This window comes from Lachnoclostridium sp. An169, from assembly GCF_002160525.1.
In the GTDB taxonomy this organism is placed as follows: Bacteria; Bacillota; Clostridia; order Lachnospirales; family Lachnospiraceae; genus Mediterraneibacter; species Mediterraneibacter cottocaccae.
Genome location: NZ_NFKT01000019.1, coordinates 56,216 through 81,993, shown reverse-complemented (window position 1 = coordinate 81,993; position 25,778 = coordinate 56,216). Strand labels below are relative to the sequence as shown.

Here is a 25,778-nt window from a genome sequence, read left to right as displayed (position 1 = left end):
GATAAGGAAGGGGATAACTGTTATGAAAATCGGTATAGGAAACGATCATTCCGCACTGGAACTGAAAGCGGAAATCATAGAGCATCTGAAGGAGAAAGGGCATGAAGTTGTTGATTTCGGGACGAACTCGCCGGAGAGCTGCGATTACCCTGTGTACGGGGAAGCGGTTGCCCGTGCGGTTGTATCCGGGGAGGTAGAACAGGGGATCCTGATCTGCGGCACAGGCCTTGGAATCTCGCTTGCGGCAAACAAGGTGAAGGGAATCCGCGCCGCGGTGTGCAGCGAGCCTTTTACCGCGAAGATGGCAAGAGCCCACAACAACTGCAATATTCTCGCTTTCGGCGCCAGAGTGGTGGGCGCGGAGCTTGCCAAGATGATTGTGGACACATGGCTTGAGACAGAGTTCGAAGGCGGAAGGCATCAGAGAAGAGTGGATATGATCATGGCTATCGAAGACAAAGAGGACTAGCATGCACACATATGAGTTAAGCCAGTGGATCCTGTTTTTCTTTTTCTACAGTTTTGTCGGCTGGGTTTGGGAGAGCTGCTATGTGTCTGTGAAAAAGCGCAGGTGGGTGAACCGCGGTTTCATGCACGGACCGATGCTGCCCCTGTACGGTTCCGGCGCACTGGTGATCCTTGTCAGTACTATCGGCGTTCGGGAGAATCCGGTCCTGGTATTTATCATGGGAATGGCGGGCGCCACGATACTGGAATATTTTACCGGGGCAGTCATGGAAAGACTTTTTCATGTGCGGTACTGGGATTATTCGAACACAAAAATCAATCTGAACGGCTATATCTGTCTGGGAGCTTCCCTGTGCTGGGGCTGCTTTTCCGTGCTTCTCATCCGTGTGGTGCATCTGCCGGTAGAAAGTGCGGTGCTGCGGATCCCGGATACGGCGGCAGATGTCCTTGCGTTTTTGCTGACTGCGGCTGCAGCGGTGGATTTCACCCAGGCTTTCAACGAGGCCATGGATATGAAGCGGATCCTTGTACAGCTTGAAGAGAGCAAAGAGCAGATCCGCGCGGTTCAGGAACGGCTGAAACTGACGACAGAGGAAATGCGTGCGGATATCCGGGAGGATATCAGGAAGCGCTCCGAATCCTGGGAGGAACAGCAGCGTTCTAGAAAAGAGGCTTATCTTGCGAAGCTCCATGCACTGCGTGAAGCGCGGCGGGAACAGCTTGCCAGGATGTATGAGCGGGCAGAGCAGATTGTCCAGGAAGAGATTCCGGCAAAGCTGGAAAAAATGTCCGGGAAATTGCAGATGGAAGAACTTGAGAACATGAAAAAGACGATCCGCCGCGAATTTGAAAAAATGAGGAGCCGTACGGACCGGAATTATCTCCGTGCAGCGGGAATCCTGCGCAGGAACCCCACGGCGGCTTCCGTAAAATTTAAAGAGGCCCTGGAGGAACTGCGCCGTCTGGCAGATGACAGGAAGGATTGACGGACTGAAAGATGCGCCGGGAATGGATGACTGACAGATAGATGCCGGGAATGGATGACGGGCTGACAGACGACAGAATAGAATGACATGAGGAGTGATACAGATGACAAAGAAGCAGCGTGCTCTGGAAGTGATAGAGCGCCTGAAAAAGGAATACCCGGATGCGGGGTGTACGCTTGACTATGATCAGGCGTGGAAACTGCTTGTCAGTGTAAGGCTGGCAGCACAGTGTACGGACGCCCGCGTCAATGTGGTGGTGGAAGGACTTTATGAAAAATATCCGGATGTCAATGCACTGGCAGATGCGGATGTGGATGATATTGAAGAGATTGTAAGACCCTGCGGACTGGGGAGAAGCAAGGCGAGGGATATCAGCGACTGCATGAAGATGATCCGTGATGAGTACGGGGGAAAGGTGCCTGATGATTTCGACGCGCTGCTGAAGCTTCCGGGCGTGGGAAGGAAGAGCGCCAACCTGATTATGGGAGATGTGTTCGGAAAGCCTGCCATTGTCACGGATACCCACTGCATCCGCCTGGTCAACAGGATCGGGTTGGTGGACGGCATCAAAGAGCCGAAAAAGGTGGAGATGGCACTTTGGAAGATCATCCCTCCGGAAGAGGGAAGCGATTTCTGCCACCGTCTCGTTTATCACGGCAGGGACGTCTGTACGGCAAGGACAAAGCCGCACTGTGATAAATGCTGCCTGGCGGATATCTGTAAAAAAGTCGGCGTGGAAAAATAACTGAAAAAACGAATAAAATAGAAGAAAATGTCAGAAAATATTGACTAATCCTCCCCGAAGCTCTACAATGAAGTTAAACAGAAACAGAGAGGAGAGGATCAGTATGACGGAAGTTTACATTGCAACGGTTTTACTTGCGGTTACCTTTCTTCTTCTCTGTTGGGTTGTGACCCAGTATCAGATTTATGTTGATACACACAGCATGGAAGAATTGCTGAAAAAACCAAGCATGTCGGCAAGGATACAGACCTGGCAGAGAATGTTTGCAGAGACGCTCCGCAATGTAAGATACAGCAGACAGGAAGAGCTGAAAGAAGAGAACAAGACCACATTCCTGTTTGGTGTAAAGCATGACAGCAGAAAAGAGAGAAGCCGCATGGCCGGCAGAGCAAGATAGCACAGGTATTTGAATGACAGCACAGAGAACTGCCGCAGCAACAAGGATTTCGAAAGAGCCCTCGCTGCTGCGGCAGTCTCTTTTTCTGTAAATGCACACGGATGTGCTGTGGATAACAGCATTTTATTATGAAAAGAATGGAGGACAGGAAACATGAAAAGTATCAGACTGCGGGACAATTTCTACTGGACGGGAATTATCGATGACAAACTGAGAGTATTCGACATCATTATGTACACGGAATTCGGAACCACGTATAATTCCTATGTGATGAAGGCGGGGGACAAGGTTGTCCTTTTTGAGACGGCAAAGGTAAAATTCTTTGACGAATATATGGAAAAGCTGGAGGAAGTAATCGACGTCAGAAAGATCGATTACCTGATTGTCAGCCACACGGAGCCGGATCATGCGGGAAGCGTGGAGAGGCTGCTTGATTACAGCCCGCAGATGAAGATTGTTGCCACAGGCTGTGCCCTGGGATTCCTGAAAGAGATCGTCAACCGTGATTTTGTCGGCATCGCTGCACGGGACGGACAGAAGATGACCATCGGAAACCGGACGCTCCGCTTCATGTTTGTGCCGAACCTGCACTGGCCGGATACAATGTATACATTCATTGAAGAGGAACAGATCCTTGTGACCTGTGATTCCTTCGGATCCCATTACTGTCTGCCGGAGGTTGTCTCCACTGCGATTACCAATGAGGAGGACTACCAGAAGGCACTGAAATATTATTACGACTGTATCATCGGACCCTTTAAGCCGTATATGCTCAAAGCTCTTGACCGTGTGGAAAATATGGACATCTCCATGGTATGCACGGGACACGGGCCGGTTCTTGTGGGCGACAGGATCCGTCAGGTGATGAGCCAGTACAGACAGTGGTCCACCGTGGTGAATCCGAATCCCCGGAAAACGGTGATCATTCCCTATGTAAGCGCCTACGGCTATACAAAGTCGCTGGCAGAGAAAATCGCGGAAGGCGTGAAAGACAGCGGCGATGTGGATGTGCGTTCCTACGACATGGTGGAAGCGGATCCGGCGAAAGTCAATGAGGAGCTTCTGTTCGCGGACGGAATCCTTCTCGGCACCCCCACGATTGTGGGCGAGGCATTGAAACCGATTTGGGATCTGACTCTGGCCATGTTCCCGGCTACCCATGGAGGAAAATATGCAGGAGCTTTCGGAAGCTACGGCTGGAGCGGCGAGGGCGTGCCGAATATCACCCAGAGACTTCGTCAGCTGAAGATGAAAGTCTCCGAAGGGTTCCGTGTCCGTTTCAAACCGTCGGAAGCGGATCTTGTCAGCGCCTATGAGTACGGCTATCAGTTCGGCTGCCTGGTGCAGAATAAGGAGCCTGTAAAACCGCAGAAGAAAGGGACAAGATCTCTTGTAAAATGCCTTGTCTGCGGTGAGATCTTCGATTCTTCCCTGGAGGTCTGCCCGGTGTGCGGCGTGGGTAAGGAAAACTTTGTTCCGGTGGAAGTGGAAGAGACGGGATTTGTGAACAACACGGAAGAATACTATGTGATCCTCGGAAACGGCGCGGCGGGATTCAACGCGGCGAAAGCCATAAGAGAGAGGGACAAGACCGGCGCAGTCACCATGATCTCCAACGAACCCTATCCTTCCTACAACCGTCCCATGCTGACAAAGTCCATTGTGGCAGGTTTAAGTGCGGAGCAGATCGCCATAGAAGGACAGGAATGGTACGAGAAAAATCAGGTATATCAGATTCTTGGAAAGAGCGTATCTTCGATAGATATGAAGGCGGGAGAAGTCGTTCTCGACGACGGGGCAAGGCTCCATTTCACCAGGCTGATCTATGCGCTTGGAAGTGAATGTTTTATCCCGCCAATGGAAGGGAATACGCTTCCCGAGGTTGTGGCTATCCGCAGACTGTCAGATGTGGAAAAAGTAGAAAATATTATGAAAGAAGCAAAAAAAGCCGTAGTGATCGGCGGAGGCGTGCTGGGTCTGGAAGCTGCCTGGGAACTGAAAAAGGGCGGCCTGGACGTACAGGTGTTGGAAGTGGCTCCGGTTCTGATGGGACGTCAGCTTGACAGCGAGTCGGCGGAGATCCTTAAGGAGACGGCACGGAAAAACGGCGTGGAGATCCGGACCGGCGTCAGCGTGGCAGCGGTCGAGGGCACGGATCATGTGACCGGAGTACGGCTCTCTGACGGAGAGGTCTGCCCGGCGGATCTGGTGATCATCTCCGCGGGAGTCAGGGCAAATGCCGGACTTGCCGCACAGACAGGGGCACAGACTGACCGGGGAGTTGTGGTCAACAGCCGCATGGAGACAAGCCTTCCGTTCGTATATGCGTGCGGCGACTGCGCAGAATACCAGGGCCTCAACTATGCCATCTGGCCGGAAGCTGTGGAACAGGGCAGGATTGCCGGAGCGAATGCGGCAGGGGAGGCTCTCGAGTATGAGCCGGTAGCGGCAGCGCTGACTTTCCACGGGATGAATACGGCGCTTTTCGCGGCGGGAGACAACGGGAAGAATCCGAACCTGCTGTATAAAACCGTGGAATTCAAGGATATGGGGAAAGGACAGTACCGGAAATATTATTTCCTCAACAACAGGCTCTGCGGCGTGATCCTCATGGGCGATCTCTCGGAGATGGCGAAAATGACGGAAGCCCTGGAAAAACATGCTTCCTATAAAGAAGTGATGAAGTGAGCAGATATACAATAAGATAACAGAAGGGTATACATTACGATGACAGACTTTATATATAAGCTGATATGGATGTTTTTCATATATTCCTTTATCGGATGGGCAGGGGAAGTGGCTGCTGCCGCGGTCCGGAAACACAGATTCGTAAACCGGGGATTTGTAAACGGACCGCTCTGCCCGGTCTACGGAGCGGGCGCTGTGGCGGTGGCAGTATTCCTGCCGGAGCTGCATGACAGACTCTTCTTCCTTTTCATCGGCGGAATGATCGTCACCAGTTTTGTGGAATATCTGACCGGAAGAACCATGGAGAAGATCTTTCACCGGAAGTGGTGGGATTATTCGAAGGATCGATTTAATCTGGACGGCTATGTCAGCCTGAAAAGTTCACTCGCATGGGGCGTCGGTGCGGTGCTGATGATCCGCATTTTCAATCCCCTGTTCGTCCGCGTCATTTCCCTGATCCCCGGCCTGGTGGGGCATATCATTCTGGGTATCGGCATGGGATTGCTGATGGTCGATTTTATCGGTTCGGGACTGGCGGTCCTGGGACTGCGGAAAAAGGGCAGCAGGATCGGGCAGATCACAGATGAGCTGCGGAAAACATCGGTAATTCTGGAGAACCGGATGACCCGGCGGATTCAGGGGCGTATGGTCAATGCGTTTCCCAACCTGGAAGAAGTGCGGGAAAAGGCAGGAGCAGTCCTTGGAAGAACAGAGGAGTCCCGGCAGGCGAAACCTTTTGCAGAAGGGTGCAGTTTTTATAAACTGACAGCCATCTTCTTTGTCAGCGCCTTTCTGGGAGATCTGGTGGAGACCGTGTTCTGCCTGATCACGACAGGAGAGCTGATGAGCAGGAGCAGTCTGGTGTTTGGTCAGTTCAGCATCGTCTGGGGGCTGGCGTGCATGCTCCTCACCTGGATCCTCTACCAGTACAGAGACAGAAGCGACCGGTATATTTTCGTGTTCGGCACCGTACTGGGAGGAGCCTATGAGTACATATGCAGCGTATTTACAGAACTCGCCTTCGGGACCGTGTTCTGGGATTACAGTGCGATCCCCTTCAACCTGGGCGGACGCATCAATCTGCTGTACTGCTTTTTCTGGGGAATTGCGGCGGTGATCTGGATGAAGGGAGTCTATCCGGTGCTCTCCCGGTGGATCGAGAAGATACCGGCACGCGCCGGCAAAATCCTCTGCAATGTGCTGATTGTGTTCATGGTGGTCAATGTCGCTGTGACGGGGCTTGCCCTTGCCAGGTATTCTGCCCGGCAGGGCGGAACCGCACAGCCGTCAGTGGTGGGAGATATGCTGGATGAATATTTCCCGGATTCATTTATCGAGAGCAGGTATCCGAACCTGAAGCTGACGGATTAGAGCCCGTCGCGCTCCCATCTTCCGGAGGCGCCGCAGGGCAGCACAAGTCCGGACTCCGTCACCGGAAGCCCGATTTCCTGGGACTCCACATGACCTTTCCAGGGCGCCAGTTCCGTGGCGATCATATAGGTCAGCACCGCGGGCGCAAGGCCGGTGGTGTAGGAGTTGACCAGGAAGAACAGGGCGTCTTTGGAGAGAATCTTCGTGCAGAGCTTTATCAGAGGATGGATCATATCCTCGATCTTCCATATCTCGCCTTTGGGCCCTCTTCCGTAGGAAGGCGGGTCCATGATAATGGCATCGTAAGTGTTCCCCCGGCGGATTTCCCGCTCGACGAATTTCACACAGTCATCTACAAGCCAGCGGATGGGGGCGTCCTTCAGACCGGAGGAGACGGCGTTCTCCTTCGCCCATCCTACCATTCCTTTCGAGGCATCCACATGGGTGACCTGCGCCCCTGCAGCGGCAGCGGCAAGTGTGGCTCCCCCGGTGTAGGCGAAAAGGTTGAGCACTTTTACCGGCCGCCCGGCACGGCGGATCTTCCCGGAAAACCAGTCCCAGTTGGTGGCCTGCTCCGGGAAAAGTCCCGTGTGCTTGAAGCTGAACGGCTTCAGGTTGAAAGTCAGGTCCCCGTAATGAATCTGCCACTGCTCGGGCAGATCGAAAAATTCCCATTCTCCGCCGCCTTTCTTGCTGCGGTGGTAGTGTCCGTTTCTGTGTTTCCAGCCACGAGCCTTCCTGGGAGTATCCCAGATGACCTGAGGATCGGGGCGGACGAGAATATAGTCTCCCCACCTCTCCAGTTTTTCACCTTTTGAACAGTCTATGACTTCATAATCTTTCCATTTATCTGCAATCCACATGTTATATGTATCCTTTCTTTGGCTGCAGAACAGCCGTTTCTCTGAATGAAAGCCGCCTGCTGCGGCGTGACGATAGATTTCATCTGATTATATCACAGAATCCCGGAAGGAAAAAGAGCGGAAAATATGTTCCCATTGATACTTTCCTGTGTTAAAATACAAAAGTGGTGGTTTTTTACACGTCCGCCAGGTTCCGGCTGTACTGCCCCATATTACCCTGGCGGGGGCTGAAAAGAAACCAAAAGTGGGCTTAAAAGTGAGCTTTATAATTTTAGGAAATAAAGAAATCAATAACACGATAAAGGAGACAGATTATGTCGGAGAAAAGAATACTTGCCATGGGAAACGAGGCGATTGCCCTGGGGGCCGTCCGCGCCGGTGTCCGGATGGCGGCAGGGTATCCCGGGACGCCGTCCACGGAGATCCTGGAGACAATAGCAAAACATAACGACGGCCATTTCCATGTGGAGTGGTCGGTAAATGAAAAGGCTGCCATGGAGGTGGGCGCAGGCGCGGCATATGCGGGGGCCCGCACCATCGTGACGATGAAGCAGGTGGGGCTTAACGTGGCTTCCGATCCGCTGATGAGCCTTGCCTATATGGGCGTGAAAGGCGGCATGGTGATTGTGTCTGCGGATGATCCGGGCCCGATTTCCTCCCAGACCGAGCAGGATACTCGGACTTTCGGACAGTTTTCAAAGCTTCCGGTTTTTGATCCGTCCTCCCCGGAGGAGGCGTATGTCATGATCGGAGAGGCGTTTGAGTTTTCGGAAAAATACCAGACGCCGGTGCTCTTCCGCCCGACCACGAGAGTCTGTCACTCCTGTGCGAGCATAGAACTGCTTCCGGATATGGAAGTGGCTGAGCCGGAAGGCTTTATAAAGGATACCATGCGGTGGGTTATTTTCCCGCGTACGTCCTATCTGAATCACGTAAAGATTGAGAAGAGAAATGCAGAGCTCTCCGAGACGCTCTCGGATTATGAGAGAAACTTCGTCCTTCCGGGCAGCGGAAAGAAGGGCGTTGTGACAGCGGGAATCAGTTATGCATACACGCGGGAAGTCCTGCCGGAGGGAGTGCCTCTCCTGAAGATTTCCACACCCCATCCTTTCCCGGAGCGGCTGGCAAAGGAATTTATGGAAGAAATGGATGAGGTGCTTGTCCTCGAGGAGCTGGACCCGATGATTGAGCGGGAACTCTTAAGAGTGGCGGGGAAATACCATCTTCCGGTGCAGATCTGCGGAAAACTGACAGGACATACGAAAAACGCCGGGGAGAACAGCTCTGAGAGCATCCGCAAAGATCTGGAAGGATTCCTTGGCGCGGATGTATTTACGGCAGAGTCTGCAGGCGGGAAGACGGAAGCAGCAGATGCACAGTCTGCAGCCCCGGAGAAAGCTGATGCAGCTGCAGATAACGGAGAGCAGCCCGCTCTTCCGGTCCGTCCGCCGGTTCTCTGCGCCGGGTGTCCTCACCGTGCGTCATTCTACGCGGTGAAGAAGGCAATGAAAGGAAAGAAAGCGGTATTCTGTGGTGATATCGGATGCTATACACTGGGAAATGCGAAACCCCTCGATATGGTGGACACCTGCCTGTGCATGGGGGCGGGCGTTACCATTGCCCAGGGACTTCAGGCGGTTGAGCCGGATTCAGTCAATTTTGCCTTTATCGGGGACTCCACATTCTTTGCTTCCGGAATCACGGGAGTTGTAAATGCGGTATATAATAAGAATGACATTGTACTTGTAGTGCTGGACAACTCGACTACAGCCATGACCGGCCATCAGCCCCATCCGGGCACCGGGAAGACGATCATGGGAGAAGTGGCGGCGAAGATCAGTATCCGCAGGATTCTGGAGGGAATCGGCGTGGAGCAGATTTACGAGGTGGATCCCCTGATCCTTCCGGATGCGGTGAAGGCAGTACAGGAAGCGGCTGCCGGGACAGGCGTGCGCGCCGTGATCTTCAAGTCGCCCTGTATCGCGGTGACAAAGCCGCAGAATACATATACGGTCAATCAGGACGCCTGCAGAAAATGCAAGGTATGCGTGCGGGAACTGGGATGTCCGGCCATCGTGACAGAGGGAGATACGGTGAAGATCGATGAGACGCTCTGCTACGGATGCGGCGTATGTTCTTATGTATGCCCGTTCCAGGCGATCGGGGAGGTGAAGGAAAATGAATAAGAACTGTCTGCTTTGCGGAGTGGGAGGCCAGGGCGTGGTGCTCGCTTCGCGTCTGATCGCTTTCGCGGCAATGGAAAAAGGATATTTTGTCAGGACCACAGAGACCATAGGAATGGCACAGAGAGGCGGTTCAGTGGTAAGCCATGTGCGTATCGGGGATGAAGTTTATTCTCCTCAGATTCCGGAGGGAACGGCGGATGTGATTCTGGCATTTGAACCCGGAGAGGCGGTGCGCTGCCTGCCCTATCTGAAAAAGGGCGGCATGGTGATCGCGGACCGGAAGATCGTAAAACCTGTAACCGCCAGCCTGGGCGGAGACGCATACCGGGCGGAAGATATGATCTCCTGGCTGGAGAAAAAGACGGGAAAACTTCTTGTAGTTGACGGCGATGAGCTCTGCCGGAAGGCTGGTTCGCCGAAAGTGCTCAACGTGGTTCTGCTCGGTGCGGCGTCCCAGACGGGTGTGCTTGGCATCACGCCGGATGAGATGCTGGATGCGGTGAGAAAAAATGTAAAAGAAAAATATATCGAATTGAACGAAAGGGCTCTCATGCTTGGCAGAGAGGCAGGTGGCATGTGACATGAAAATGACGGAACTGCAGTTTGAGATGATCAAGGAAAATCTGCGTCAGCTCACTTCAAAAGAGTGTTTCTACAAAGAAAAGCTTAAAGGTATTGATATCGAATCCATCCGGTCACAGGAGGATTTCGAAAAGCTGCCTTTCACCTGGAAGGGGGACTTAAGAGAGGCTTACCCGCTGGGACTTCAGGCGGTGCCGGACGAGGAGATCGTGAGAATCCACTCCTCCTCGGGAACTACCGGAATTCCGGTGATCATCCCCTACACGAAAAAAGATGTGGAGGACTGGGCAAAGATGTTCGCCCGCTGCTATGAGATGGCGGGGATTACCGCTCTGGACCGGATACAGATCACCCCGGGATACGGGCTCTGGACTGCCGGAATCGGGTTCCAGGCAGGGGCGGAATACCTGGGCGCCATGACGATCCCCATGGGCCCCGGGAATACGGAAAAGCAGCTCCGCATGATGCAGGACATGAAATCCACGGTTCTCTGCGCCACATCTTCCTACGCCCTTCTTCTGGCGGAGGAGATAGGAAAACGCGGACTGACGGATAAGATCTATCTGAAAAAAGGCGTGATCGGCTCCGAGCGGTGGGGCAGCAAGATGCGCGCCCGCATCGCCGCAGAACTGGGCGTGCAGCTCTACGACATTTACGGGCTGACTGAGGTGTACGGTCCGGGAATCGCCATGAGCTGTGACTATGAGTGCGGAATGCACTACTGGGATGACTACCTGTATTTTGAGATCGTGGATCCAAAAACCGGGGAAAACGTGCCTGACGGAGAAGTGGGAGAGCTTGTCATCACCACGCTGAGAAAACAGGGGGCGCCGCTGATCCGCTACCGCACCCACGACCTGACAAGATTTATCCCGGGCGAGTGTAAGTGCGGATCAAAATATCCGAGGATCGATACGCTGATCGGACGTACAGACGATATGGTGAAAGTGAAGGGAGTCAACATTTTCCCGAGCCAGATCGAGGAAATGCTCAAGACAGTGCCTGAGGCGTCCAGTGAATACCAGTTTATGCTGGATCATCTGTTCGGGAAAGATGAGTGTACCCTTTTCGTTGAGGTCAACAAGGGCGTTGACAAGAAGCAGGCGGAGGAGGCGATCCAGAAAGCTTTCAAGACAAAGATCGGTATCCTCGTGCATGTGAAGCCTGTATCCATCGGGGATCTGCCGAGAAGCGAGAAGAAATCGACGAGGATCTTTGACAACCGGTATTGATGGCTGTATGCAGGGACTGCCGTTGAAGAACTGAGACGGTTTGCAAAGTGAATGGGAAACAGGAAAGTATAGCAGTCAGGAGGATGATTGAAATGAAGTTTACAGTAGATGCGATGGGCGACGCCTGCCCGATCCCGGTGATCAAGACGAAAAAAGCTCTTGGAGAAGCGGGGGAAAATGCGGAGATTGAGGTTCTGGTGGACAACGAGACTGCGGTGAAAAATGTGACGAAGATGGCGCAGAGCACCGGGGCGGAAGTGAGCAGCGAGAAGATTGCCGAGGGGCAGTACCGGGTGCTGATCCAAACCGGCGCCGGGCAGCAGTCTGGCGGAAATGCGGACAACGCACAGGAGGAGTTTTCCTGTGACTGCGGGAAAGAGAGTATCTCCGGGGACACCATTGTCGTCGTCTCCTCCGATAAGATGGGAGAGGGCGCGGATGAACTGGGGCATATTCTTATGAAGAGTTTTCTGTTTGCCGTTACCCAGCTTGAAACTCTGCCGGCAAAGATGGTATTCTATAACGGAGGGGCGAAGCTGACGGTGGAAGGCTCGCCGGCTCTGGAAGACCTGAAAAGCCTGGAGGAACAGGGCGTGGAGATCATGACATGCGGGACATGCCTGGACTACTACGGGCTGAAAGAGAAGCTTGCGGTGGGGACTGTGACGAATATGTACAGTATCGTGGAGACTATGCAGCAGGCAGGACGTGTGATCCGTCCGTAGATGCATATGACATATGAAGAGAGGAGGTGACAGGCATGTATAAGGAGATCCATCTGACCCAGATGACAAAGACCGCCGGGTGAGCGGCGAAAATAGGTCCTGAGACCCTTGCCCAGGTTCTGGGTAAGCTGCCAAAATTCACAGACGAGCGGCTGCTCGTTGGAGTCGAGACATCGGATGATGCCGCGATTTATAAAATATCGGATGATACTGCGATGATCCAGACTCTGGATTTCTTTACACCGGTGGTGGACGATCCCTATACTTTCGGACAGATCGCCGCTGCCAATGCCTTAAGCGATGTGTATGCCATGGGCGGGGAGCCGAAGGTGGCGCTCAATATCGTATGTTTCCCGAACTGCCTGGACCCGGAGATCCTCTCAGAGATCCTGCGGGGCGGAGCCGACAAGGTGATGGAGGCGGGCGCCGTTCTGGTGGGCGGACATTCCGTGCAGGACGATGAACCCAAATATGGCCTGTCGGTTACCGGCTTTGTGCATCCGGAGCGGATATACCGGAATTACGGGTGTGTGCCGGGAGACGTGCTTGTGCTGACCAAACAGATCGGAAGCGGAGTGGTCAACACGGCTGTGAAAGCGCGCATGGCTTCGGAAAAAGCGGAACAGGAAGCAGCCAGGGTCATGTCTTCCCTGAACAGAAAGGCGAAGGAGGCTGCGGAAGGATATACGGTCCATGCCTGTACGGATATTACGGGTTTCGGACTTCTGGGACACTGTACGGAGATGGCACAGGCAAGCCAGGTAACGCTGGAACTTCGTCCGCGGGATGTGGCCTATATGGAAGAGGCGTGCGACTATGCCCGGATGGGACTGGTCCCGGCAGGAGCCTACCGGAACCGGGAGTTTGCACAGCCGTACCTGGATGCGGGAGATACAGAGGAGGTATACCTTGACCTGCTCAGCGATCCCCAGACATCGGGCGGGCTTCTCTTCTCCATTCCGGAGGAGGAAGTGTCCGGTCTGCTGAAAGATCTGGAAAAGGCCGGTCTGGAGACAAAAGTTTCCGTGATCGGGAGAGTTGTGGAAAAGCAGGAAAAACTGATCCGGTTAAAATAAAAAATGTGAATGGCAGAGGATTTTCAACAGTCTCTCTGCCATTTTTTCTGTCAAAAAGCCTGCACTTGCAGGCGGAGAAGGAGAGACAGCGGATTGGATAAAAACAGTTTTTACAGGAAGATCCCGAAAGTGGATGTGCTTCTCGGAGAAAAGGAAGCGGAAGAGCTGATACAGGAGTACGGCTATTCTGCAGTGCGCGGGGCGGTGAGAAGCGCTCTGCAGCAGGAGAGGGAGCGTGTGGGGGCAATCCTGCAGAACGAAAGCGCCCCGGGAAACGTTCCGGAGAATGTTATGGAGGCTGCCGGAAAACACGCCCTATGCGGCGATCAACAGCGCCGGATCTTTGACTGCGCTGCCCGGCTGCTTGAAAAAGAGTTCCGCCCGGAGATACGGCAGGTACTGAACGGTACCGGCGTGATCCTGCACACCGGTCTGGGCAGGGCGCCTCTGGGGGAACATGTGCTGGCGGCGGGATTGCGCGCCGCAGGCGGATATACCAGTCTGGAATATGATCTGGAAACGGGAAAACGCGGGGAGAGAAGCTCCCATTTTGAGCGCGTGCTGTGCAGGATCACCGGAGCCCGGGCTGCCATGGCGGTGAACAACAATGCCGCCGCGGTTCTGCTTGCCCTGACCGCCCTGGCGCGGGGAAAGGAAGTGCCGGTATCCCGGGGAGAACTGGTAGAGATCGGGGGACAGTTCCGCATTCCGGACGTGATGGAACAGAGCGGCGCAGTTCTTCGGGAAGTGGGGACCACCAACCGCACAAGGCTTGCAGATTACGAGCGGGCGCTGTGCGAAGATACGGGAGCGGTCATGAAGGTTCACACGAGCAATTACCGGATCGTCGGCTTTACAGAGTCGGTGGGGACGGCGGAATTGTCAGCCCTGTGCAGGGAGAAAGGGATTCCCCTGATCGCCGATCTGGGAAGCGGTGTGCTCGTCAATCTGGAAAAATACGGTCTGAAAAGGGAGCCGACAGTACAGGAGCTGATCCGGCAGGGGGCGGATGTGGTCTGCTTCAGCGGGGACAAGCTTCTGGGAGGCCCTCAGGCGGGTGTGATTGCCGGAAAAAAGGAATATATTGAGCGGATGCGCCGGCATCCCCTTGCCAGAGCGCTGCGTATCGATAAATTTACGGCTGCGGCGCTGGAGGCGGTAATGCTGGAATATCTGCATCCGGAACAGGCGGTGCGGAATATTCCTGTCCTGCGGATGCTTACCCGCCCGGCTGAGTCTGTCCGCGGGGAAGCACAGAAAGCGGCAGAAATGCTTCAGAATGCGGTCGGGGCGTCTGCGGCGGACATTACCGTGACGCCCTGTGTCTCGGCTGCGGGAGGCGGTTCCCTTCCGGAGGAAGAGATCCAAAGCTATGCCGTGGCAATCCTGCCGAAAGAGATCTCCGCCCCGGAACTGGAGCGCAGGCTCCGGCATCTGGATACACCGGTGGTCGGCAGAATCTCCGGCGGTCAGGTGCTGCTGGACATGCGCACGTTCGAGAAAAGCGGCGCAGAGTATCTGGCGGAAGTGTTCCGGAACAGTGATATTCTGAATGTTCAGGGAGGCGATGCCGGATGAGACCGATTATTCTTGGCACTGCAGGCCATATTGACCATGGAAAAACCGCGCTGATCAAAGCCCTTACCGGGCGGGATACGGACCGGCTTGCAGAGGAGAAGCGCCGGGGTATTACCATTGATCTGGGCTTTACCTGGATGGAACTGCCGGACGGAAGAAAAGCCGGCGTCATCGACGTGCCCGGTCACGAAAAATTTATCCGCAACATGGCTGCAGGCGTGGGCGGCATGGATCTTGTGCTTCTTGTGATTGCCGCTGACGAGGGAGTCATGCCCCAGACGGAAGAGCATCTTGCGATCCTGAGACTGCTCGGCGTGGAGCACTTCATTGTAGTGCTGAACAAGTGTGATCTGACAGACGAAGAGTGGACGGACATGGTGGAGGAACAGATCCGGGAAGAACTTGCGGATCTTCTGCCGGAAGATGTCCCCTTTGTCCGGGTTTCGGCAAAAACCGGGGCGGGGATCGATGTACTGAGATCCTGCATCGCGGAAGAAATGTGGAAAGTGGAAGAATCGGAAACAGAACCGGGCTTGCTCCGTCTCCCTGTGGACCGGGCTTTTACCATGTCCGGTTTCGGCACGGTGGTGACGGGAACCATGCTCGGCGGAAGAATCCGCAAAGACGACAGCCTTGCTGTTTATCCTTCCGGCATCTGTTGCCGGGTACGGGGAATCCAGGTGTACGGCGAAGAAGTGGAAACGTGCATACAGGGGCAGCGGACTGCCCTGAACCTGGCAGGGACGGACCGGGAAGCCGTCCGCAGAGGATCTGTACTCGCCCTGCCCGGCAGCCTGAAAGTGTGGAGAACATGCCATGCCCGTCTGAGGGTTCTGAAACGGTCCGGAAGAACGGTGAAAAATCAGACCCGTCTCCATTTCTACAGTCAGACTTCGGAACTGCTCTGCCGGGCAGTGCTCCTTGATGCGGAGAAACTGGGACCGGGAGAGAGCGGCTATGTGCGGCTTGTTATGGAGTCGGACGCCGTGCTGTGTCCGGGGGACCGGTTTGTGGTCCGGTTCTATTCCCCGGTGGAGACCATCGGCGGCGGCGTGATTCTGGAGACAGATGTGCGGAAAGAAAAAAGGTTCTCCCCGGGACTTCTGGAAAGACTCGGGAAAACAGAAAATGCTTCTCCGGTGGAGCGTGCGGCCTTCTGTCTGGAAAATGAAAGAGAAACTCTGATATCCATCCGCGACCTGGCGGGAAAGCTGGGGGTGACGGAGCCGAGAGCGCTGGAGCTTGGCGGGCAGCTTGAGAAGCGGGGAGAGGCGGAGCTGATTTACGCAGGGGATGGGACATGGATCTGGAGCCGGGAGAAAAGAGCGCAGATGCAGGAGTGTGCGCTGCAGGCGGTGCAGAATTATATGGAAGAGCACCCTTACCGGCAGGGAATGCCGTCTGCCATGCTGCTCTCCTTTCTGCTCTTAAGCGACGGTTTCGGGAAAGCGGACCGTGCCCCTGCCCTTGCCTGGATCGGATCGCTGACAGAGTCCGGTATTCTGGAAAGAAAAGGCAGTCTGCTCGGTATACCGGGATGGACTCCTTTGGAGGACGAAAATTATGAGAGGGTGCGCCGGGCAATATGCACCGGGGCGGAGAGGGCAGGATATGCATTCGCCGAAAAGACGGCGGTTGATTTCGGCGGCGTGCCGGAAGAAAAGGTTACGGAAATCTGCACCCTTCTGAAAGAACAGGGGAAGATCGTGGAAGTCGTGGAGGATGTCTGGACTACACCGGAAATTATGCAGGATATACTGCAAAAGTTGAATCATGTGCTTGATACAGAAGGAAGGATCACTATCTCCGGGGTGAGGGACATGCTCGGGACAGGCAGGAAGAACGCCCGCCGGATTCTGGAATATACAGACCGGACGGGGCTTACGAGAAAAGACGGGGGAGAGAGTGAGAGGGTGAAAAATCAATGAATCTGAAACAGCTTGAGGCATTTGTGTGGGTTGCCCGGGAGGGGAGCTTTTCCGGGGCTGCCAGAGAGCTCTATCTTACACAGCCCACAGTGAGCGCCCATATTGCCGCTCTGGAGAAGGAACTGGGGATCTGTCTGCTGAAGCGGACAACAAAGGAGGTCTCCCTGACGGCGGAGGGGGAGGAGCTCTATGTCTATGCGGAACAGATGCTGGCTCTGGAGGGAAAGATCAGGGAACGGTTCGGCAAAAAGCCGAGGGCGCAGCAGAAGCCGCTTTGCATCGCGGCGTCCACCGTCCCCTCCCAGTATCTTCTCCCCCGGATTATGACCCGGTTCAGGCAGGAATATCCGGGAGCGCAGATGAAAGTACTGGAGACAGACAGCGCGGGAGTGGTAGGGAAGATCCTTTCCCGCCGGGCGGATATCGGTTTTACGGGAACGGTTCTGGAAAAAGGGAACTGCGTCTATCTGCCGTTTTATCAGGACGAACTGGTGGTGATTGCTCCGGTGTCAGATGTTTTCCGCAAAAGACAGGGGAAAAGTCTGACAGAATGGATCCGGAAGGAGCCGGTGATTCTCCGGGAGGAAGGATCGGGAACGAGGAAAGAAGCCGGGAGAATATTAAAAGAAAGCGGAATCTCCATGGAGGAACTGAATGTTGCCGCAAGTATGGAGAATCAGGAAACCATCAAGCGTTCGGTGGAAAACGGCATGGGGATCTCCATCCTGTCCCGGCTTGCGGCGGAGGAGGAGATCCGCTCCGGCCGGCTTCTGGCATTTCCTCTGGAAGAAGGCGGGGGCAGGCGCAACATCAATATTGTGTATGACAGGGATATCCCCCTGCCGCCGGCGGCGGAAAAATTTATCCGCACAGTAAAAGAACTGTATCCCGCAGCAGAAAAGAAGCTGAAGGACTTATAGAAACTATCTATAAGTATGAGATGGATATGGCGGTTTTCAATTAGACGGACCGGGAGAGAAAGCCTATACTTAGGTTAGTGGGAAGGAAGAACGTTTGTTATGATCTATATGGATAATGCTGCGACTACAATATGTAAGCCTGACGTGGTAAAGCGGGCGGTACTGGAGGCTCTTGATACCTTTGGAAATGCCGGGCGGGGGACTTCGGAGGCGGCCCTTCACGCCGCACGTGGAATCTATGCGGCGAGAGAAGAGCTGGCACGGTTTTTCCATGCAGAGCAGGCGTCGTGCATTGCATTTACGGCGAACTCCACAGAAAGCCTGAATATCGCCCTGAAAGGGCTGTTCTGTCCCGGCGATCATGTGATCACCACAGTAATGGAACACAATTCCGTGCTCCGTCCCCTCTATGAATGTGAGGAGAATGGCGTGGAACTTACTATTCTGGGCTGTGACGAAAAGGGAAACATTTCCCCGGCGGAGATGGAGAATGCCGTCCGGGAGAACACGAGAGCCATCGTGTGTACCCATGCTTCCAATCTGACCGGTAATATGATTGATATAGAAGCAGTCGGGAAGATTGCCCGGAAGAATGGAATCCTTCTGGTGGTGGACGCGTCCCAGAGCGCAGGGGTATATCCCATCGATGTACAGAAGACGGGGATCAGCGTGCTCTGTTTTACCGGACATAAGAGCCTGATGGGACCCCAGGGAACCGGGGGCATGTATGTAAAACCGGGGCTTCACATCCGTCCGCTCTTAAGCGGAGGCAGCGGCGTGGATACCTACAACCGGCACCATCCGGCACAGATGCCCACTGCCCTTGAGGCAGGGACGCTGAACGGTCACGGGATCGCCGGGCTTGCGGCAGCGGTGGCATGGATCGAAGAGAAGGGGATCGACGCGCTGCGGGAGCGGGAACTGGCGCTGATGCGGCAGTTTTACGAGGGTGTAGTCCGGATTCCCGAAGTAAAGGTCTACGGAGATTTCACTGTCCGGAAGCGGTGTCCCATCGTGTCCCTGAATATCGGAGAATATGATTCCTCGGAAGTCAGCGATGAGCTGAATATGACATACGGTATCGTCACCCGGCCCGGAGCGCACTGCGCACCGCTGATGCACAGGGCGCTGGGGACTGTGGAGCAGGGGGCGGTAAGATTCAGTTTTTCCCACTATAATACGGAAGAAGAAGTCGCATTCGCAGTGAATGCGGTGAAGGAACTTGCAGAACAGGGGGAATGAAAATGAATTTATCAGACTCAAAAAAGAAACTTGCTCTCGCAGGCGTTGTGTGCGGGCTTGTGGCGGCGTGCCTTGCGTATTTCGGCAATCCTGCCAACATGGCGTTCTGTATCGCCTGCTTTATCCGAGACACGGCGGGAGCGCTGGGAATGCACTCCACTGCCACGGTGCAGTATGCAAGACCGGAGATCATCGGACTTGTACTGGGAGCGTTTATCATCTCGGCAGCCACGAAAGAATACCGTTCCACAGCGGGATCATCTCCCATGGCGCGCTTCGTCCTGGGAATGGTCCTGGTGATCGGCTCCCTTGTATTCCTGGGCTGTCCGCTCCGCATGGTCATCCGTATGTCTGCGGGAGATCTGAACGCCTGGGTGGCTCTGATCGGATTTATCCTGGGCGTTGCGACGGGGGTGTTCGCACTGAAGAAAGGGTTCAGCCTGGGGAGAGCCCATGTGACGAACCGGATGAGCGGCGGCGTGCTCCCGGTGCTGATGCTCGGCATCCTGGTGCTCGCCCTTGCCACGAATCTTTTGAATGCCAGTGAGAGCGGTCCGGGGAGCATGCACGCGCCGGTTCTGCTGTCTCTGGCGGGCGGCCTGATCTTCGGAGCTTTCGCCCAGAAGTCGAGAATGTGCTTCGCCGGAAGTATCCGCGATGTGATCCTGATGAGAAACTTCGATCTGCTGACGAGCATCGGAGGATTCTTTGCGGTCATGTTGATCTTTAACATTGCCACCGGGCGCTTTGTCTTTGGATTTGACACGCCGGGAGTGATTGCACACTCCGAGCATCTGTGGAACATCCTGGGAATGTACGCGGTTGGATTTGCCGCAGTTCTCGCGGGAGGATGCCCCTTAAGACAGCTGATCCTTGCCGGTCAGGGCTCGTCCGATTCGGCGGTGACGGTACTGGGCATGTTCGTCGGTGCAGCGCTGGCGCACAATTTCGGACTGGCGGCAAGCGGAACCGCTCTGAACGCGGAGACACAGGAAGTGGTTGCAGGAACAGTGCCGCTGAACGGAAAAGTGGCGGTTATCATCTGCATTATCGCATGCTTTATCATTGCGTTCGGGAATAAGCGGAGCGAGGGCAAATAAAATGCCGGCGTTTCGGCAAAAACAGAAAGAAAAAGGCGGAGAAAGGGAAGGGATTCAGATATGAGAGAAGTAGATGCAAGAGGGCTGTCCTGTCCGGAGCCTCTGATGCTCACGGCGGAGGCATTAAAGAGCGGAAATGACCCGGTGAGAGTACTGGTGACGGAGCCCCACCAGAAGATGAACGTGGAGAAATTCGCGAAAGACCATGGAAGGAAAACTTCCGTGACGGAGATCGAGGACGGTTTTGCCGTGGTCATCGAATAGACAGAGCGAACAGAAAGAGGAGCAGGCAGACAGAACATTTGAACGGAGCGGTGGGTATGAGAAAAAAGGAAATGAAGCTGGTCATCACATTTCACACGACGGCAGATGCCATGGCTATGGAGAAGGCCTGTCAGGAGCATGGCGCTCCGGGAAGGCTGATCCCGGTTCCCCGCTCGATTTCCGCCGGGTGCGGGATGGCATGGTGCGCGCCGCTCAGTGAAAGGGAGCGTCTGCTGGGCGTGATGAAGGAGAGAGGAATCGAGGAAGAGGATCTGCACGAGTGCCTGGTGTAACGGGGATTTTTCTTGAAATCGATCCGGCAGTCTGGTACTATAGAATACATAAGGGCGCAGGAGCGCGGGACGCAACATCGAAAGGTCGGTGTCCGGTGCACCCTGCGCCCGGGTTCATATATGGGGGCAGAAAAGCAACTGGTGTGCTTCCGGGTCTTCAAAACCTGTGTGGGGCGCGGAAAGCGTCCCGGGTGGGTTCGATTCCCACATGTCCCCGCCAGAGAAAAAGCAGGAAGACTGCAGAGAGAAACACAATGACAGAGAAGAGACATGCGGGTAAGCTGACCGGAAGGAGGACGACATACGATGAGCATGAATCAGACACCAATGTCCGAGCGGGTACATATCGGTTTTTTTGGCAGACGCAATGCAGGAAAGTCCAGTGTGATGAACGCGGTGACGGGACAGGATCTCGCCGTTGTATCGGAAGTAAGGGGAACGACCACAGACCCTGTATATAAGTCCATGGAGCTTCTTCCACTGGGACCGGTTGTCATGATGGATACACCGGGGATTGACGATGAAGGAGAGCTGGGAAGCCTCCGCGTAAAGAAGAGCTATCAGGTATTGAATAAGACGGATGCAGCCGTACTTGTTGTGGACGGAACAGAAGGGGCATCCCCGGAAGATGCGGCGCTGATCGACAGAATTCGGAAGAAAAATATTCCCTATGTGGTTGCGGTAAATAAAAGCGATCTTGCTTCAGGCGATGCGGAAGGCAAAGTCTGTCAGACGCTCGGGCTGGAAGGAGAGAAGGTTATTTCCGTGAGCGCCTCCTCCGGGGAGGGGATCCATGAGCTGAAGGAGAAGATCGCGCAGATCGCCATGGCTGAGGAGACGGAGAAACGGATCGTCGGAGATATGATTTCACCGTCTGATTTTATCGTCCTTGTGGTACCCATTGACAAGGCGGCGCCGAAGGGGAGGCTGATTCTTCCCCAACAGCAGACGATCCGGGATATTCTGGATTCCGGTGCAGTTTCCATTGTGGTGAAGGAGACGGAATTAAAAGAGACACTGGAACATCTGGGAAAGAAGCCGAAGATGGTCATTACCGACAGCCAGGCGTTCGCCAAAGTGGCGCGGGACACCCCGGAAGATATCCTGCTGACCTCGTTTTCCATACTGTTTGCCAGGTATAAGGGGAATCTCAGGCAGGCGGTGGAGGGAGTGACAGCTCTGGAGACACTGGAGGACGGCGATACGATCCTGATCAGTGAGGGATGTACCCACCACAGACAGTGCGATGATATCGGAACGGTCAAGCTTCCCCGCTGGATCCGGAAATATACGGGGAAAGAGATCCGGATTGAGACCACTTCCGGTACGGAGTTCCCGGATGATCTGGAAAAATATAAGCTGATCGTACACTGCGGCGGATGCATGCTGAACGAGCGGGAGATGAAGTACCGCTTAAGCTGCGCCCGGGATCAGGGAGTGCCTATGACGAACTATGGGATTCTGATTGCTTACGTGAAAGGCATTTTAAAGAGAAGTGTACAGGTATTTCCCGAGATAGCGGAGCTGCTCGGGTAACAGATGAAGGAGGTAAAGAAATGAAAGATCAGAATTGCGGTTATTGTATGAGAGGAGAGCTTCTGGAGCAGTTTGGAATCTATATCTGTGATTTAAGTGTCAGTTCGCTGATCCTTTTTAAGGAACAGAGCCATCCGGGCCGCTGCATCGTGGCGTATAAGGATCATGTCAGCGAGATTGTGAACATCAGCGACGAGGAGAGAAATGCGTTTTTCGCGGATGTGGCAAAAGCGGCGAATGCGATCCATGCGGCATTCCATCCGGACAAGGTGAACTATGGCGCTTACGGTGATACGGGCTGCCACCTGCATATGCACCTGGTTCCCAAGTATAAGGACGGATTTGAGTGGGGCGGCGTCTTTGAGATGAATCCGGGAAAGACATACCTTTCGGATGAGGAATATCAGGAGATGATTGAGAAGATTAAAGCGAATCTGTAGAACGGGTCAAAAATGAGGGAGGAAGAAATGAAGGAAAAAGAGCGGAAACTTACCGGGAAAGAACTGGAGAGAAAAGAACATTTTCAGAAGATCTGTGAAAAAATGGAAGCGGACGGTTATGAAAGGAAAGACCTGACTGCGGGAGTCGTGGAGGCAAATGTCGCGGCTCTCGTATTCCCGCTTCCCTTTGTCATACTGGCAGGCGTGATCTTCTTTGCGGTAAATCCTTTCGGGAATCTGGCGGACAGCTTCAGCGTGGGCATAGAAAATGACGGGGGACTGGACGTCCTTCTGGTTGCCGTTTATGCGGTGTCCCTGATTATTCTGTTTATTTTGCATGAAGCAATCCACGGAATCACCTGGGGGATCTTTGCGAAGAATCATTTCCGGTCCATCAGTTTCGGCGTTATCTGGGAAATGCTTACGCCCTACTGCACATGCGCCGAGCCTTTGAAAAAATGGCAGTACATTCTCGGCGGCGCCATGCCGACGATTGTCCTGGGAGTCGGGATGACTGCCCTGTCGGCAGTGACCGGCAATTTTATGATCATGCTTCTGAATGAGGTCATGATCTTCGGCGGCGGAGGCGATCTCTTCATTATTATTAAGATGCTCCGCTACAGACCGGAGGACGGGGATGTGGTGTATTATGACCATCCGTATGAGTGCGGGGTGGTGGCGTTTACAAAAGCATTGAAATAATTGTTTTGAAAAAAATACAATTTTTGTAAAAAACCTCTTGAAATAACTTCCATCATCCGCTATACTAAGAGGGCTGTGACATGATAGCTGTGAAGCGTGAGGTTGCTGCCAGGCAAAAACATAAGCCTGGACAGGTTTTCCGTGGAGCGAATGTCAAGTTAGGAAACTGGCGACAAGTCACTGTACGAATCACAACAGTATCTCGTTTTTGCGCGCCCGGAAGATGAGTGCGCAGAGTTGAAAAGCGAGAGCGCCGTGTATGTTTCTCACGACACACACGGGAGAGTGTACAGTCACCGCTTGTCGTACTGAGTTACAAGTACGAAAAGGAGGCGACTTTTTTTATGGCAAGTCAAGTAATGAGAATCACACTGAAAGCGTATGATCATCAGCTGGTTGATGCATCTGCGAAGAAAATCATCGAAACTGTAAAAAAGAACGGTTCACAGGTGAGCGGACCGGTGCCGCTGCCGACAAAGAAAGAGGTAGTGACAATCCTGAGAGCAGTACACAAGTACAAAGACTCCAGAGAGCAGTTCGAGCAGAGAACTCATAAAAGACTGATTGATATCATCACACCGACCCAGAAGACGGTTGATGCACTTTCCAGACTGGAAATGCCGGCAGGTGTGTACATCGATATCAAAATGAAGAACAAATAGGCAGTAACGTCCTAACATTTAGGATGAGCGCGTGAGCGCTCCGCTGTAAATCACAGGAGGTATTTATAATGAAGAAAGCTATTTTGGCTACAAAAGTTGGAATGACTCAGATCTTCAACGAAGAAGACGGAGTACTGATTCCGGTAACCGTTCTGCAGGCAGGACCGTGCGTGGTAACACAGGTTAAGACTGTTGAGAACGACGGGTACAGCGCAGTTCAGGTTGGATTTGTTGACAAGAAAGAGAAGATTGTCACAAAAGACAACAGCGGCAAGAAGGCAATTGCACACAGAAACGGTGTGACAAAAGCTGAGAAAGGCCATTTCGACAAAGCAGGCGTATCCGGAAAGAGATATGTAAAAGAGTTCAGATTTGACAATGCTGAGGAATATACACTTGCTCAGGAAATCAAGGCTGATATCTTTGCGGCAGGAGATCATGTTGATGCAACTGCTATTTCCAAAGGTAAAGGCTTCCAGGGCGCGATCAAGCGTCACGGCCAGAGCAGAGGACCTATGACACATGGTTCCAAGTTCCATCGTCATGCTGGTTCCAACGGTGCGGCATCTGATCCGAGTAAAGTATTCAAGGGCAAGAAGATGCCTGGTCAGATGGGTAACAAGCAGATCACAGTTCAGAATCTTGAGGTCGTAAGAGTTGACGCTGAGAACAACCTTCTCCTTGTAAAAGGTTCTGTACCGGGACCGAAGAAATGCCTGGTAACGATCAAAGAGACCGTAAAGGGTAACTAGTCTGACAGTTAAGAAAGGAGGAACACACAGATGGCAAAAGTATCTGTTTACAATATCGAAGGTAAAGAAGTTGATACCATCGAACTGAACGATGCTGTATTCGGTGTTGAAGTAAACGAGCACCTGGTACACATGGCAGTCGTAAATCAGCTTGCAAACAATCGTCAGGGAACACAGAAGGCTAAGACACGTTCTGAAGTTTCCGGCGGCGGAAGAAAACCGTGGAGACAGAAAGGAACAGGCCACGCAAGACAGGGTTCAACAAGAGCTCCGCAGTGGACAGGCGGTGGAGTGGTATTCGCTCCGGTTCCGAGAGACTACTCCTTCAAGATGAACAGGAAAGAGAAGAGAGCAGCTCTGAAATCTGCCCTTACTTCCAGAGTAGAAGAGAACAAGTTCATCGTTATCGACGAGCTGAACTTTGACGAGATCAAGACAAAGAAATTCCGCGAGGTTCTGAACAACCTGAATGTGAACAAAGCACTTGTTGTTCTGGAAGACGGAAACACGAACGTAGAGATCTCTGCAAGAAACATCCCGGATGTTAAAACAGCGCATACAAACACAATCAATGTATTTGACATCCTGAAATACAACACAGTAATCGCTACGAAAGCTGCTGTTGCAACAATCGAGGAGGTGTACGCATAATGGCAAACATTCAGTATTATGATGTAATCCTTAAGCCGGTTATCACAGAGAAGAGCATGGATCTGATGGCTGACAAGAAGTATACGTTCCTTGTACACACAGAAGCTACAAAGAATCAGATCAAAGAAGCTGTTGAGAAAATGTTCGCAGGAACAAAGGTAAAGAGTGTCAACACCATGAACCTTGACGGAAAGACAAAGAGACGTGGAATGACATACGGAAAGACAGCAAAGACAAAGAAAGCAATCGTGCAGCTGACAGAAGACAGCGCAGATATCGAGATTTTCGAGGGTCTGTAGGCACTGAACACTTGGCGAGGCCAAGCGTCAGCGCCGGTCGAGTCTGGTGAGAAGGCCGCTCCCAAGCGTTAGCGATACCCGAGCCGGAGGCG

The 25,778-nt window shown here is 53.5% G+C and carries 26 protein-coding genes and 1 tRNA gene; 26 read left to right on the top strand and 1 reads right to left on the bottom strand.

What is annotated here, in order from left to right; all coding sequences use genetic code 11:
- The first annotated feature begins 22 nt into the window (after window positions 1-22).
- The 6 genes from rpiB to B5F07_RS13730 all read left to right on the top strand — a co-directional run bounded on the left by rpiB (window position 23) and on the right by B5F07_RS13730 (window position 6,655).
- Window positions 23-469 (top strand): ribose 5-phosphate isomerase B, encoded by a 447-nt coding sequence (gene rpiB, locus B5F07_RS13755; RefSeq protein WP_087161854.1) that lies wholly within the window; start codon window positions 23-25, stop codon window positions 467-469.
- 1 nt (window position 470) lies between these two features.
- Window positions 471-1,454 (top strand): putative ABC transporter permease, encoded by a 984-nt coding sequence (locus tag B5F07_RS13750; RefSeq protein ID WP_087161853.1) that lies wholly within the window; start codon window positions 471-473, stop codon window positions 1,452-1,454.
- 103 nt (window positions 1,455-1,557) lie between these two features.
- The gene (locus B5F07_RS13745) at window positions 1,558-2,199 is read left to right on the top strand and encodes an endonuclease III domain-containing protein (protein WP_087161852.1); all 642 of its coding nucleotides are present in this window, start codon (window positions 1,558-1,560) and stop codon (window positions 2,197-2,199) included.
- Between the two features lie 103 nt (window positions 2,200-2,302).
- Complete coding sequence (locus B5F07_RS13740) at window positions 2,303-2,596, top strand: hypothetical protein (RefSeq protein WP_087161851.1); 294 nt, start codon at window positions 2,303-2,305, stop codon at window positions 2,594-2,596.
- A 153-nt stretch (window positions 2,597-2,749) separates the two neighbouring features.
- Window positions 2,750-5,284, top strand: coding sequence for an FAD-dependent oxidoreductase (locus B5F07_RS13735; protein WP_087161850.1), 2,535 nt, complete (start codon window positions 2,750-2,752; stop codon window positions 5,282-5,284).
- A gap of 39 nt (window positions 5,285-5,323) precedes the next feature.
- Window positions 5,324-6,655 carry a putative ABC transporter permease gene (locus tag B5F07_RS13730; protein WP_087161849.1) on the top strand — a complete coding sequence of 444 codons (1,332 nt, stop codon included), beginning with the start codon at window positions 5,324-5,326 and terminating at the stop codon, window positions 6,653-6,655.
- Here B5F07_RS13730 and B5F07_RS13725 read toward each other — a convergent pair.
- Window positions 6,652-7,518, bottom strand: coding sequence for a class I SAM-dependent methyltransferase (locus B5F07_RS13725; RefSeq protein WP_087161848.1), 867 nt, complete (start codon window positions 7,516-7,518; stop codon window positions 6,652-6,654). The genes B5F07_RS13730 and B5F07_RS13725 overlap by 4 nt on opposite strands.
- A 314-nt stretch (window positions 7,519-7,832) precedes the next feature.
- Here B5F07_RS13725 and iorA point away from each other — a divergent pair, with 314 nt between their 5' ends.
- The 20 genes from iorA (at window position 7,833) to rplW (ending at window position 25,686) form a co-directional block, all read left to right on the top strand.
- Window positions 7,833-9,704, top strand: coding sequence for an indolepyruvate ferredoxin oxidoreductase subunit alpha (gene iorA / locus B5F07_RS13720; RefSeq protein WP_242972531.1), 1,872 nt, complete (start codon window positions 7,833-7,835; stop codon window positions 9,702-9,704).
- Window positions 9,697-10,284 carry an indolepyruvate oxidoreductase subunit beta gene (locus B5F07_RS13715; RefSeq protein WP_087161847.1) on the top strand — a complete coding sequence of 196 codons (588 nt, stop codon included), beginning with the start codon at window positions 9,697-9,699 and terminating at the stop codon, window positions 10,282-10,284. The genes iorA and B5F07_RS13715 overlap by 8 nt, the downstream gene beginning before the upstream one ends.
- A gap of 1 nt (window position 10,285) precedes the next feature.
- A complete protein-coding gene (locus tag B5F07_RS13710) occupies window positions 10,286-11,518 on the top strand; it encodes a phenylacetate--CoA ligase family protein (protein ID WP_087161846.1) in 1,233 nt (410 codons plus the stop codon).
- A gap of 92 nt (window positions 11,519-11,610) precedes the next feature.
- On the top strand, window positions 11,611-12,243 hold the full coding sequence (gene yedF / locus B5F07_RS13705; RefSeq protein ID WP_087161845.1) for a sulfurtransferase-like selenium metabolism protein YedF: 633 nt from the start codon (window positions 11,611-11,613) through the stop codon (window positions 12,241-12,243).
- Between the two features lie 35 nt (window positions 12,244-12,278).
- Window positions 12,279-13,319, top strand: coding sequence for a selenide, water dikinase SelD (gene selD, locus B5F07_RS13700; RefSeq protein ID WP_087161844.1), 1,041 nt, complete (start codon window positions 12,279-12,281; stop codon window positions 13,317-13,319).
- 93 nt (window positions 13,320-13,412) lie between these two features.
- Window positions 13,413-14,897, top strand: a complete 1,485-nt coding sequence (selA, locus tag B5F07_RS13695) for an L-seryl-tRNA(Sec) selenium transferase (protein ID WP_087161843.1) — start codon at window positions 13,413-13,415, stop codon at window positions 14,895-14,897.
- Window positions 14,894-16,825 (top strand): selenocysteine-specific translation elongation factor, encoded by a 1,932-nt coding sequence (gene selB, locus B5F07_RS13690; RefSeq protein ID WP_087161842.1) that lies wholly within the window; start codon window positions 14,894-14,896, stop codon window positions 16,823-16,825. The genes selA and selB overlap by 4 nt, the downstream gene beginning before the upstream one ends.
- Complete coding sequence (locus tag B5F07_RS13685) at window positions 16,822-17,745, top strand: selenium metabolism-associated LysR family transcriptional regulator (RefSeq protein ID WP_087161841.1); 924 nt, start codon at window positions 16,822-16,824, stop codon at window positions 17,743-17,745. The genes selB and B5F07_RS13685 overlap by 4 nt, the downstream gene beginning before the upstream one ends.
- 99 nt (window positions 17,746-17,844) lie before the next feature.
- On the top strand, window positions 17,845-18,987 hold the full coding sequence (locus B5F07_RS13680) for an aminotransferase class V-fold PLP-dependent enzyme (RefSeq protein ID WP_087161840.1): 1,143 nt from the start codon (window positions 17,845-17,847) through the stop codon (window positions 18,985-18,987).
- Between the two features lie 2 nt (window positions 18,988-18,989).
- On the top strand, window positions 18,990-20,087 hold the full coding sequence (yedE, locus tag B5F07_RS13675; RefSeq protein ID WP_087161839.1) for a YedE family putative selenium transporter: 1,098 nt from the start codon (window positions 18,990-18,992) through the stop codon (window positions 20,085-20,087).
- Window positions 20,088-20,147: 60 nt separating this feature from the next.
- The gene (locus B5F07_RS13670; protein WP_087161838.1) at window positions 20,148-20,351 is read left to right on the top strand and encodes a sulfurtransferase TusA family protein; all 204 of its coding nucleotides are present in this window, start codon (window positions 20,148-20,150) and stop codon (window positions 20,349-20,351) included.
- Window positions 20,352-20,407: 56 nt separating this feature from the next.
- Window positions 20,408-20,644: a DUF3343 domain-containing protein gene (locus tag B5F07_RS13665; RefSeq protein WP_087161837.1), complete on the top strand. Its 237-nt coding sequence runs from the start codon at window positions 20,408-20,410 to the stop codon at window positions 20,642-20,644.
- Between the two features lie 122 nt (window positions 20,645-20,766).
- A tRNA-Sec gene (locus B5F07_RS13660) sits at window positions 20,767-20,864 on the top strand.
- 86 nt (window positions 20,865-20,950) lie between these two features.
- Entirely contained in the window at window positions 20,951-22,180 is a 1,230-nt protein-coding gene (hydF, locus tag B5F07_RS13655) for a [FeFe] hydrogenase H-cluster maturation GTPase HydF (protein ID WP_087161836.1), read from the top strand.
- Window positions 22,181-22,200: 20 nt separating this feature from the next.
- Window positions 22,201-22,620 carry an HIT family protein gene (locus B5F07_RS13650; protein ID WP_087161835.1) on the top strand — a complete coding sequence of 140 codons (420 nt, stop codon included), beginning with the start codon at window positions 22,201-22,203 and terminating at the stop codon, window positions 22,618-22,620.
- 27 nt (window positions 22,621-22,647) lie between these two features.
- Window positions 22,648-23,322 (top strand): DUF3267 domain-containing protein, encoded by a 675-nt coding sequence (locus B5F07_RS13645; RefSeq protein ID WP_087161834.1) that lies wholly within the window; start codon window positions 22,648-22,650, stop codon window positions 23,320-23,322.
- A 344-nt stretch (window positions 23,323-23,666) separates the two neighbouring features.
- Entirely contained in the window at window positions 23,667-23,984 is a 318-nt protein-coding gene (gene rpsJ / locus B5F07_RS13640; RefSeq protein WP_004607300.1) for a 30S ribosomal protein S10, read from the top strand.
- A 68-nt stretch (window positions 23,985-24,052) separates the two neighbouring features.
- On the top strand, window positions 24,053-24,736 hold the full coding sequence (gene rplC / locus B5F07_RS13635) for a 50S ribosomal protein L3 (protein WP_087161833.1): 684 nt from the start codon (window positions 24,053-24,055) through the stop codon (window positions 24,734-24,736).
- Window positions 24,737-24,766: 30 nt separating this feature from the next.
- The gene (gene rplD, locus B5F07_RS13630; protein ID WP_087161832.1) at window positions 24,767-25,387 is read left to right on the top strand and encodes a 50S ribosomal protein L4; all 621 of its coding nucleotides are present in this window, start codon (window positions 24,767-24,769) and stop codon (window positions 25,385-25,387) included.
- Window positions 25,387-25,686: a 50S ribosomal protein L23 gene (rplW, locus tag B5F07_RS13625; RefSeq protein ID WP_087161831.1), complete on the top strand. Its 300-nt coding sequence runs from the start codon at window positions 25,387-25,389 to the stop codon at window positions 25,684-25,686. The genes rplD and rplW overlap by 1 nt, the downstream gene beginning before the upstream one ends.
- Window positions 25,687-25,778: the final 92 nt, after the last annotated feature.

What these genes read in the sequence shown, in the direction of transcription:
- rpiB (WP_087161854.1), top strand. Translation starts at nt 23, where the DNA reads ATGAAAATCGGTATAGGAAACGATCATTCCGCACTGGAACTGAAAGCG.
- B5F07_RS13750 (WP_087161853.1), top strand. Translation starts at nt 471, where the DNA reads ATGCACACATATGAGTTAAGCCAGTGGATCCTGTTTTTCTTTTTCTAC.
- B5F07_RS13745 (WP_087161852.1), top strand. Translation starts at nt 1,558, where the DNA reads ATGACAAAGAAGCAGCGTGCTCTGGAAGTGATAGAGCGCCTGAAAAAG.
- B5F07_RS13740 (WP_087161851.1), top strand. Translation starts at nt 2,303, where the DNA reads ATGACGGAAGTTTACATTGCAACGGTTTTACTTGCGGTTACCTTTCTT.
- B5F07_RS13735 (WP_087161850.1), top strand. Translation starts at nt 2,750, where the DNA reads ATGAAAAGTATCAGACTGCGGGACAATTTCTACTGGACGGGAATTATC.
- B5F07_RS13730 (WP_087161849.1), top strand. Translation starts at nt 5,324, where the DNA reads ATGACAGACTTTATATATAAGCTGATATGGATGTTTTTCATATATTCC.
- B5F07_RS13725 (WP_087161848.1), bottom strand. Translation starts at nt 7,518, where the DNA reads ATGTGGATTGCAGATAAATGGAAAGATTATGAAGTCATAGACTGTTCA.
- iorA (WP_242972531.1), top strand. Translation starts at nt 7,833, where the DNA reads ATGTCGGAGAAAAGAATACTTGCCATGGGAAACGAGGCGATTGCCCTG.
- B5F07_RS13715 (WP_087161847.1), top strand. Translation starts at nt 9,697, where the DNA reads ATGAATAAGAACTGTCTGCTTTGCGGAGTGGGAGGCCAGGGCGTGGTG.
- B5F07_RS13710 (WP_087161846.1), top strand. Translation starts at nt 10,286, where the DNA reads ATGAAAATGACGGAACTGCAGTTTGAGATGATCAAGGAAAATCTGCGT.
- yedF (WP_087161845.1), top strand. Translation starts at nt 11,611, where the DNA reads ATGAAGTTTACAGTAGATGCGATGGGCGACGCCTGCCCGATCCCGGTG.
- selB (WP_087161842.1), top strand. Translation starts at nt 14,894, where the DNA reads ATGAGACCGATTATTCTTGGCACTGCAGGCCATATTGACCATGGAAAA.
- B5F07_RS13685 (WP_087161841.1), top strand. Translation starts at nt 16,822, where the DNA reads ATGAATCTGAAACAGCTTGAGGCATTTGTGTGGGTTGCCCGGGAGGGG.
- B5F07_RS13680 (WP_087161840.1), top strand. Translation starts at nt 17,845, where the DNA reads ATGATCTATATGGATAATGCTGCGACTACAATATGTAAGCCTGACGTG.
- yedE (WP_087161839.1), top strand. Translation starts at nt 18,990, where the DNA reads ATGAATTTATCAGACTCAAAAAAGAAACTTGCTCTCGCAGGCGTTGTG.
- B5F07_RS13670 (WP_087161838.1), top strand. Translation starts at nt 20,148, where the DNA reads ATGAGAGAAGTAGATGCAAGAGGGCTGTCCTGTCCGGAGCCTCTGATG.
- B5F07_RS13665 (WP_087161837.1), top strand. Translation starts at nt 20,408, where the DNA reads ATGAGAAAAAAGGAAATGAAGCTGGTCATCACATTTCACACGACGGCA.
- hydF (WP_087161836.1), top strand. Translation starts at nt 20,951, where the DNA reads ATGAGCATGAATCAGACACCAATGTCCGAGCGGGTACATATCGGTTTT.
- B5F07_RS13650 (WP_087161835.1), top strand. Translation starts at nt 22,201, where the DNA reads ATGAAAGATCAGAATTGCGGTTATTGTATGAGAGGAGAGCTTCTGGAG.
- B5F07_RS13645 (WP_087161834.1), top strand. Translation starts at nt 22,648, where the DNA reads ATGAAGGAAAAAGAGCGGAAACTTACCGGGAAAGAACTGGAGAGAAAA.
- rpsJ (WP_004607300.1), top strand. Translation starts at nt 23,667, where the DNA reads ATGGCAAGTCAAGTAATGAGAATCACACTGAAAGCGTATGATCATCAG.
- rplC (WP_087161833.1), top strand. Translation starts at nt 24,053, where the DNA reads ATGAAGAAAGCTATTTTGGCTACAAAAGTTGGAATGACTCAGATCTTC.
- rplD (WP_087161832.1), top strand. Translation starts at nt 24,767, where the DNA reads ATGGCAAAAGTATCTGTTTACAATATCGAAGGTAAAGAAGTTGATACC.
- rplW (WP_087161831.1), top strand. Translation starts at nt 25,387, where the DNA reads ATGGCAAACATTCAGTATTATGATGTAATCCTTAAGCCGGTTATCACA.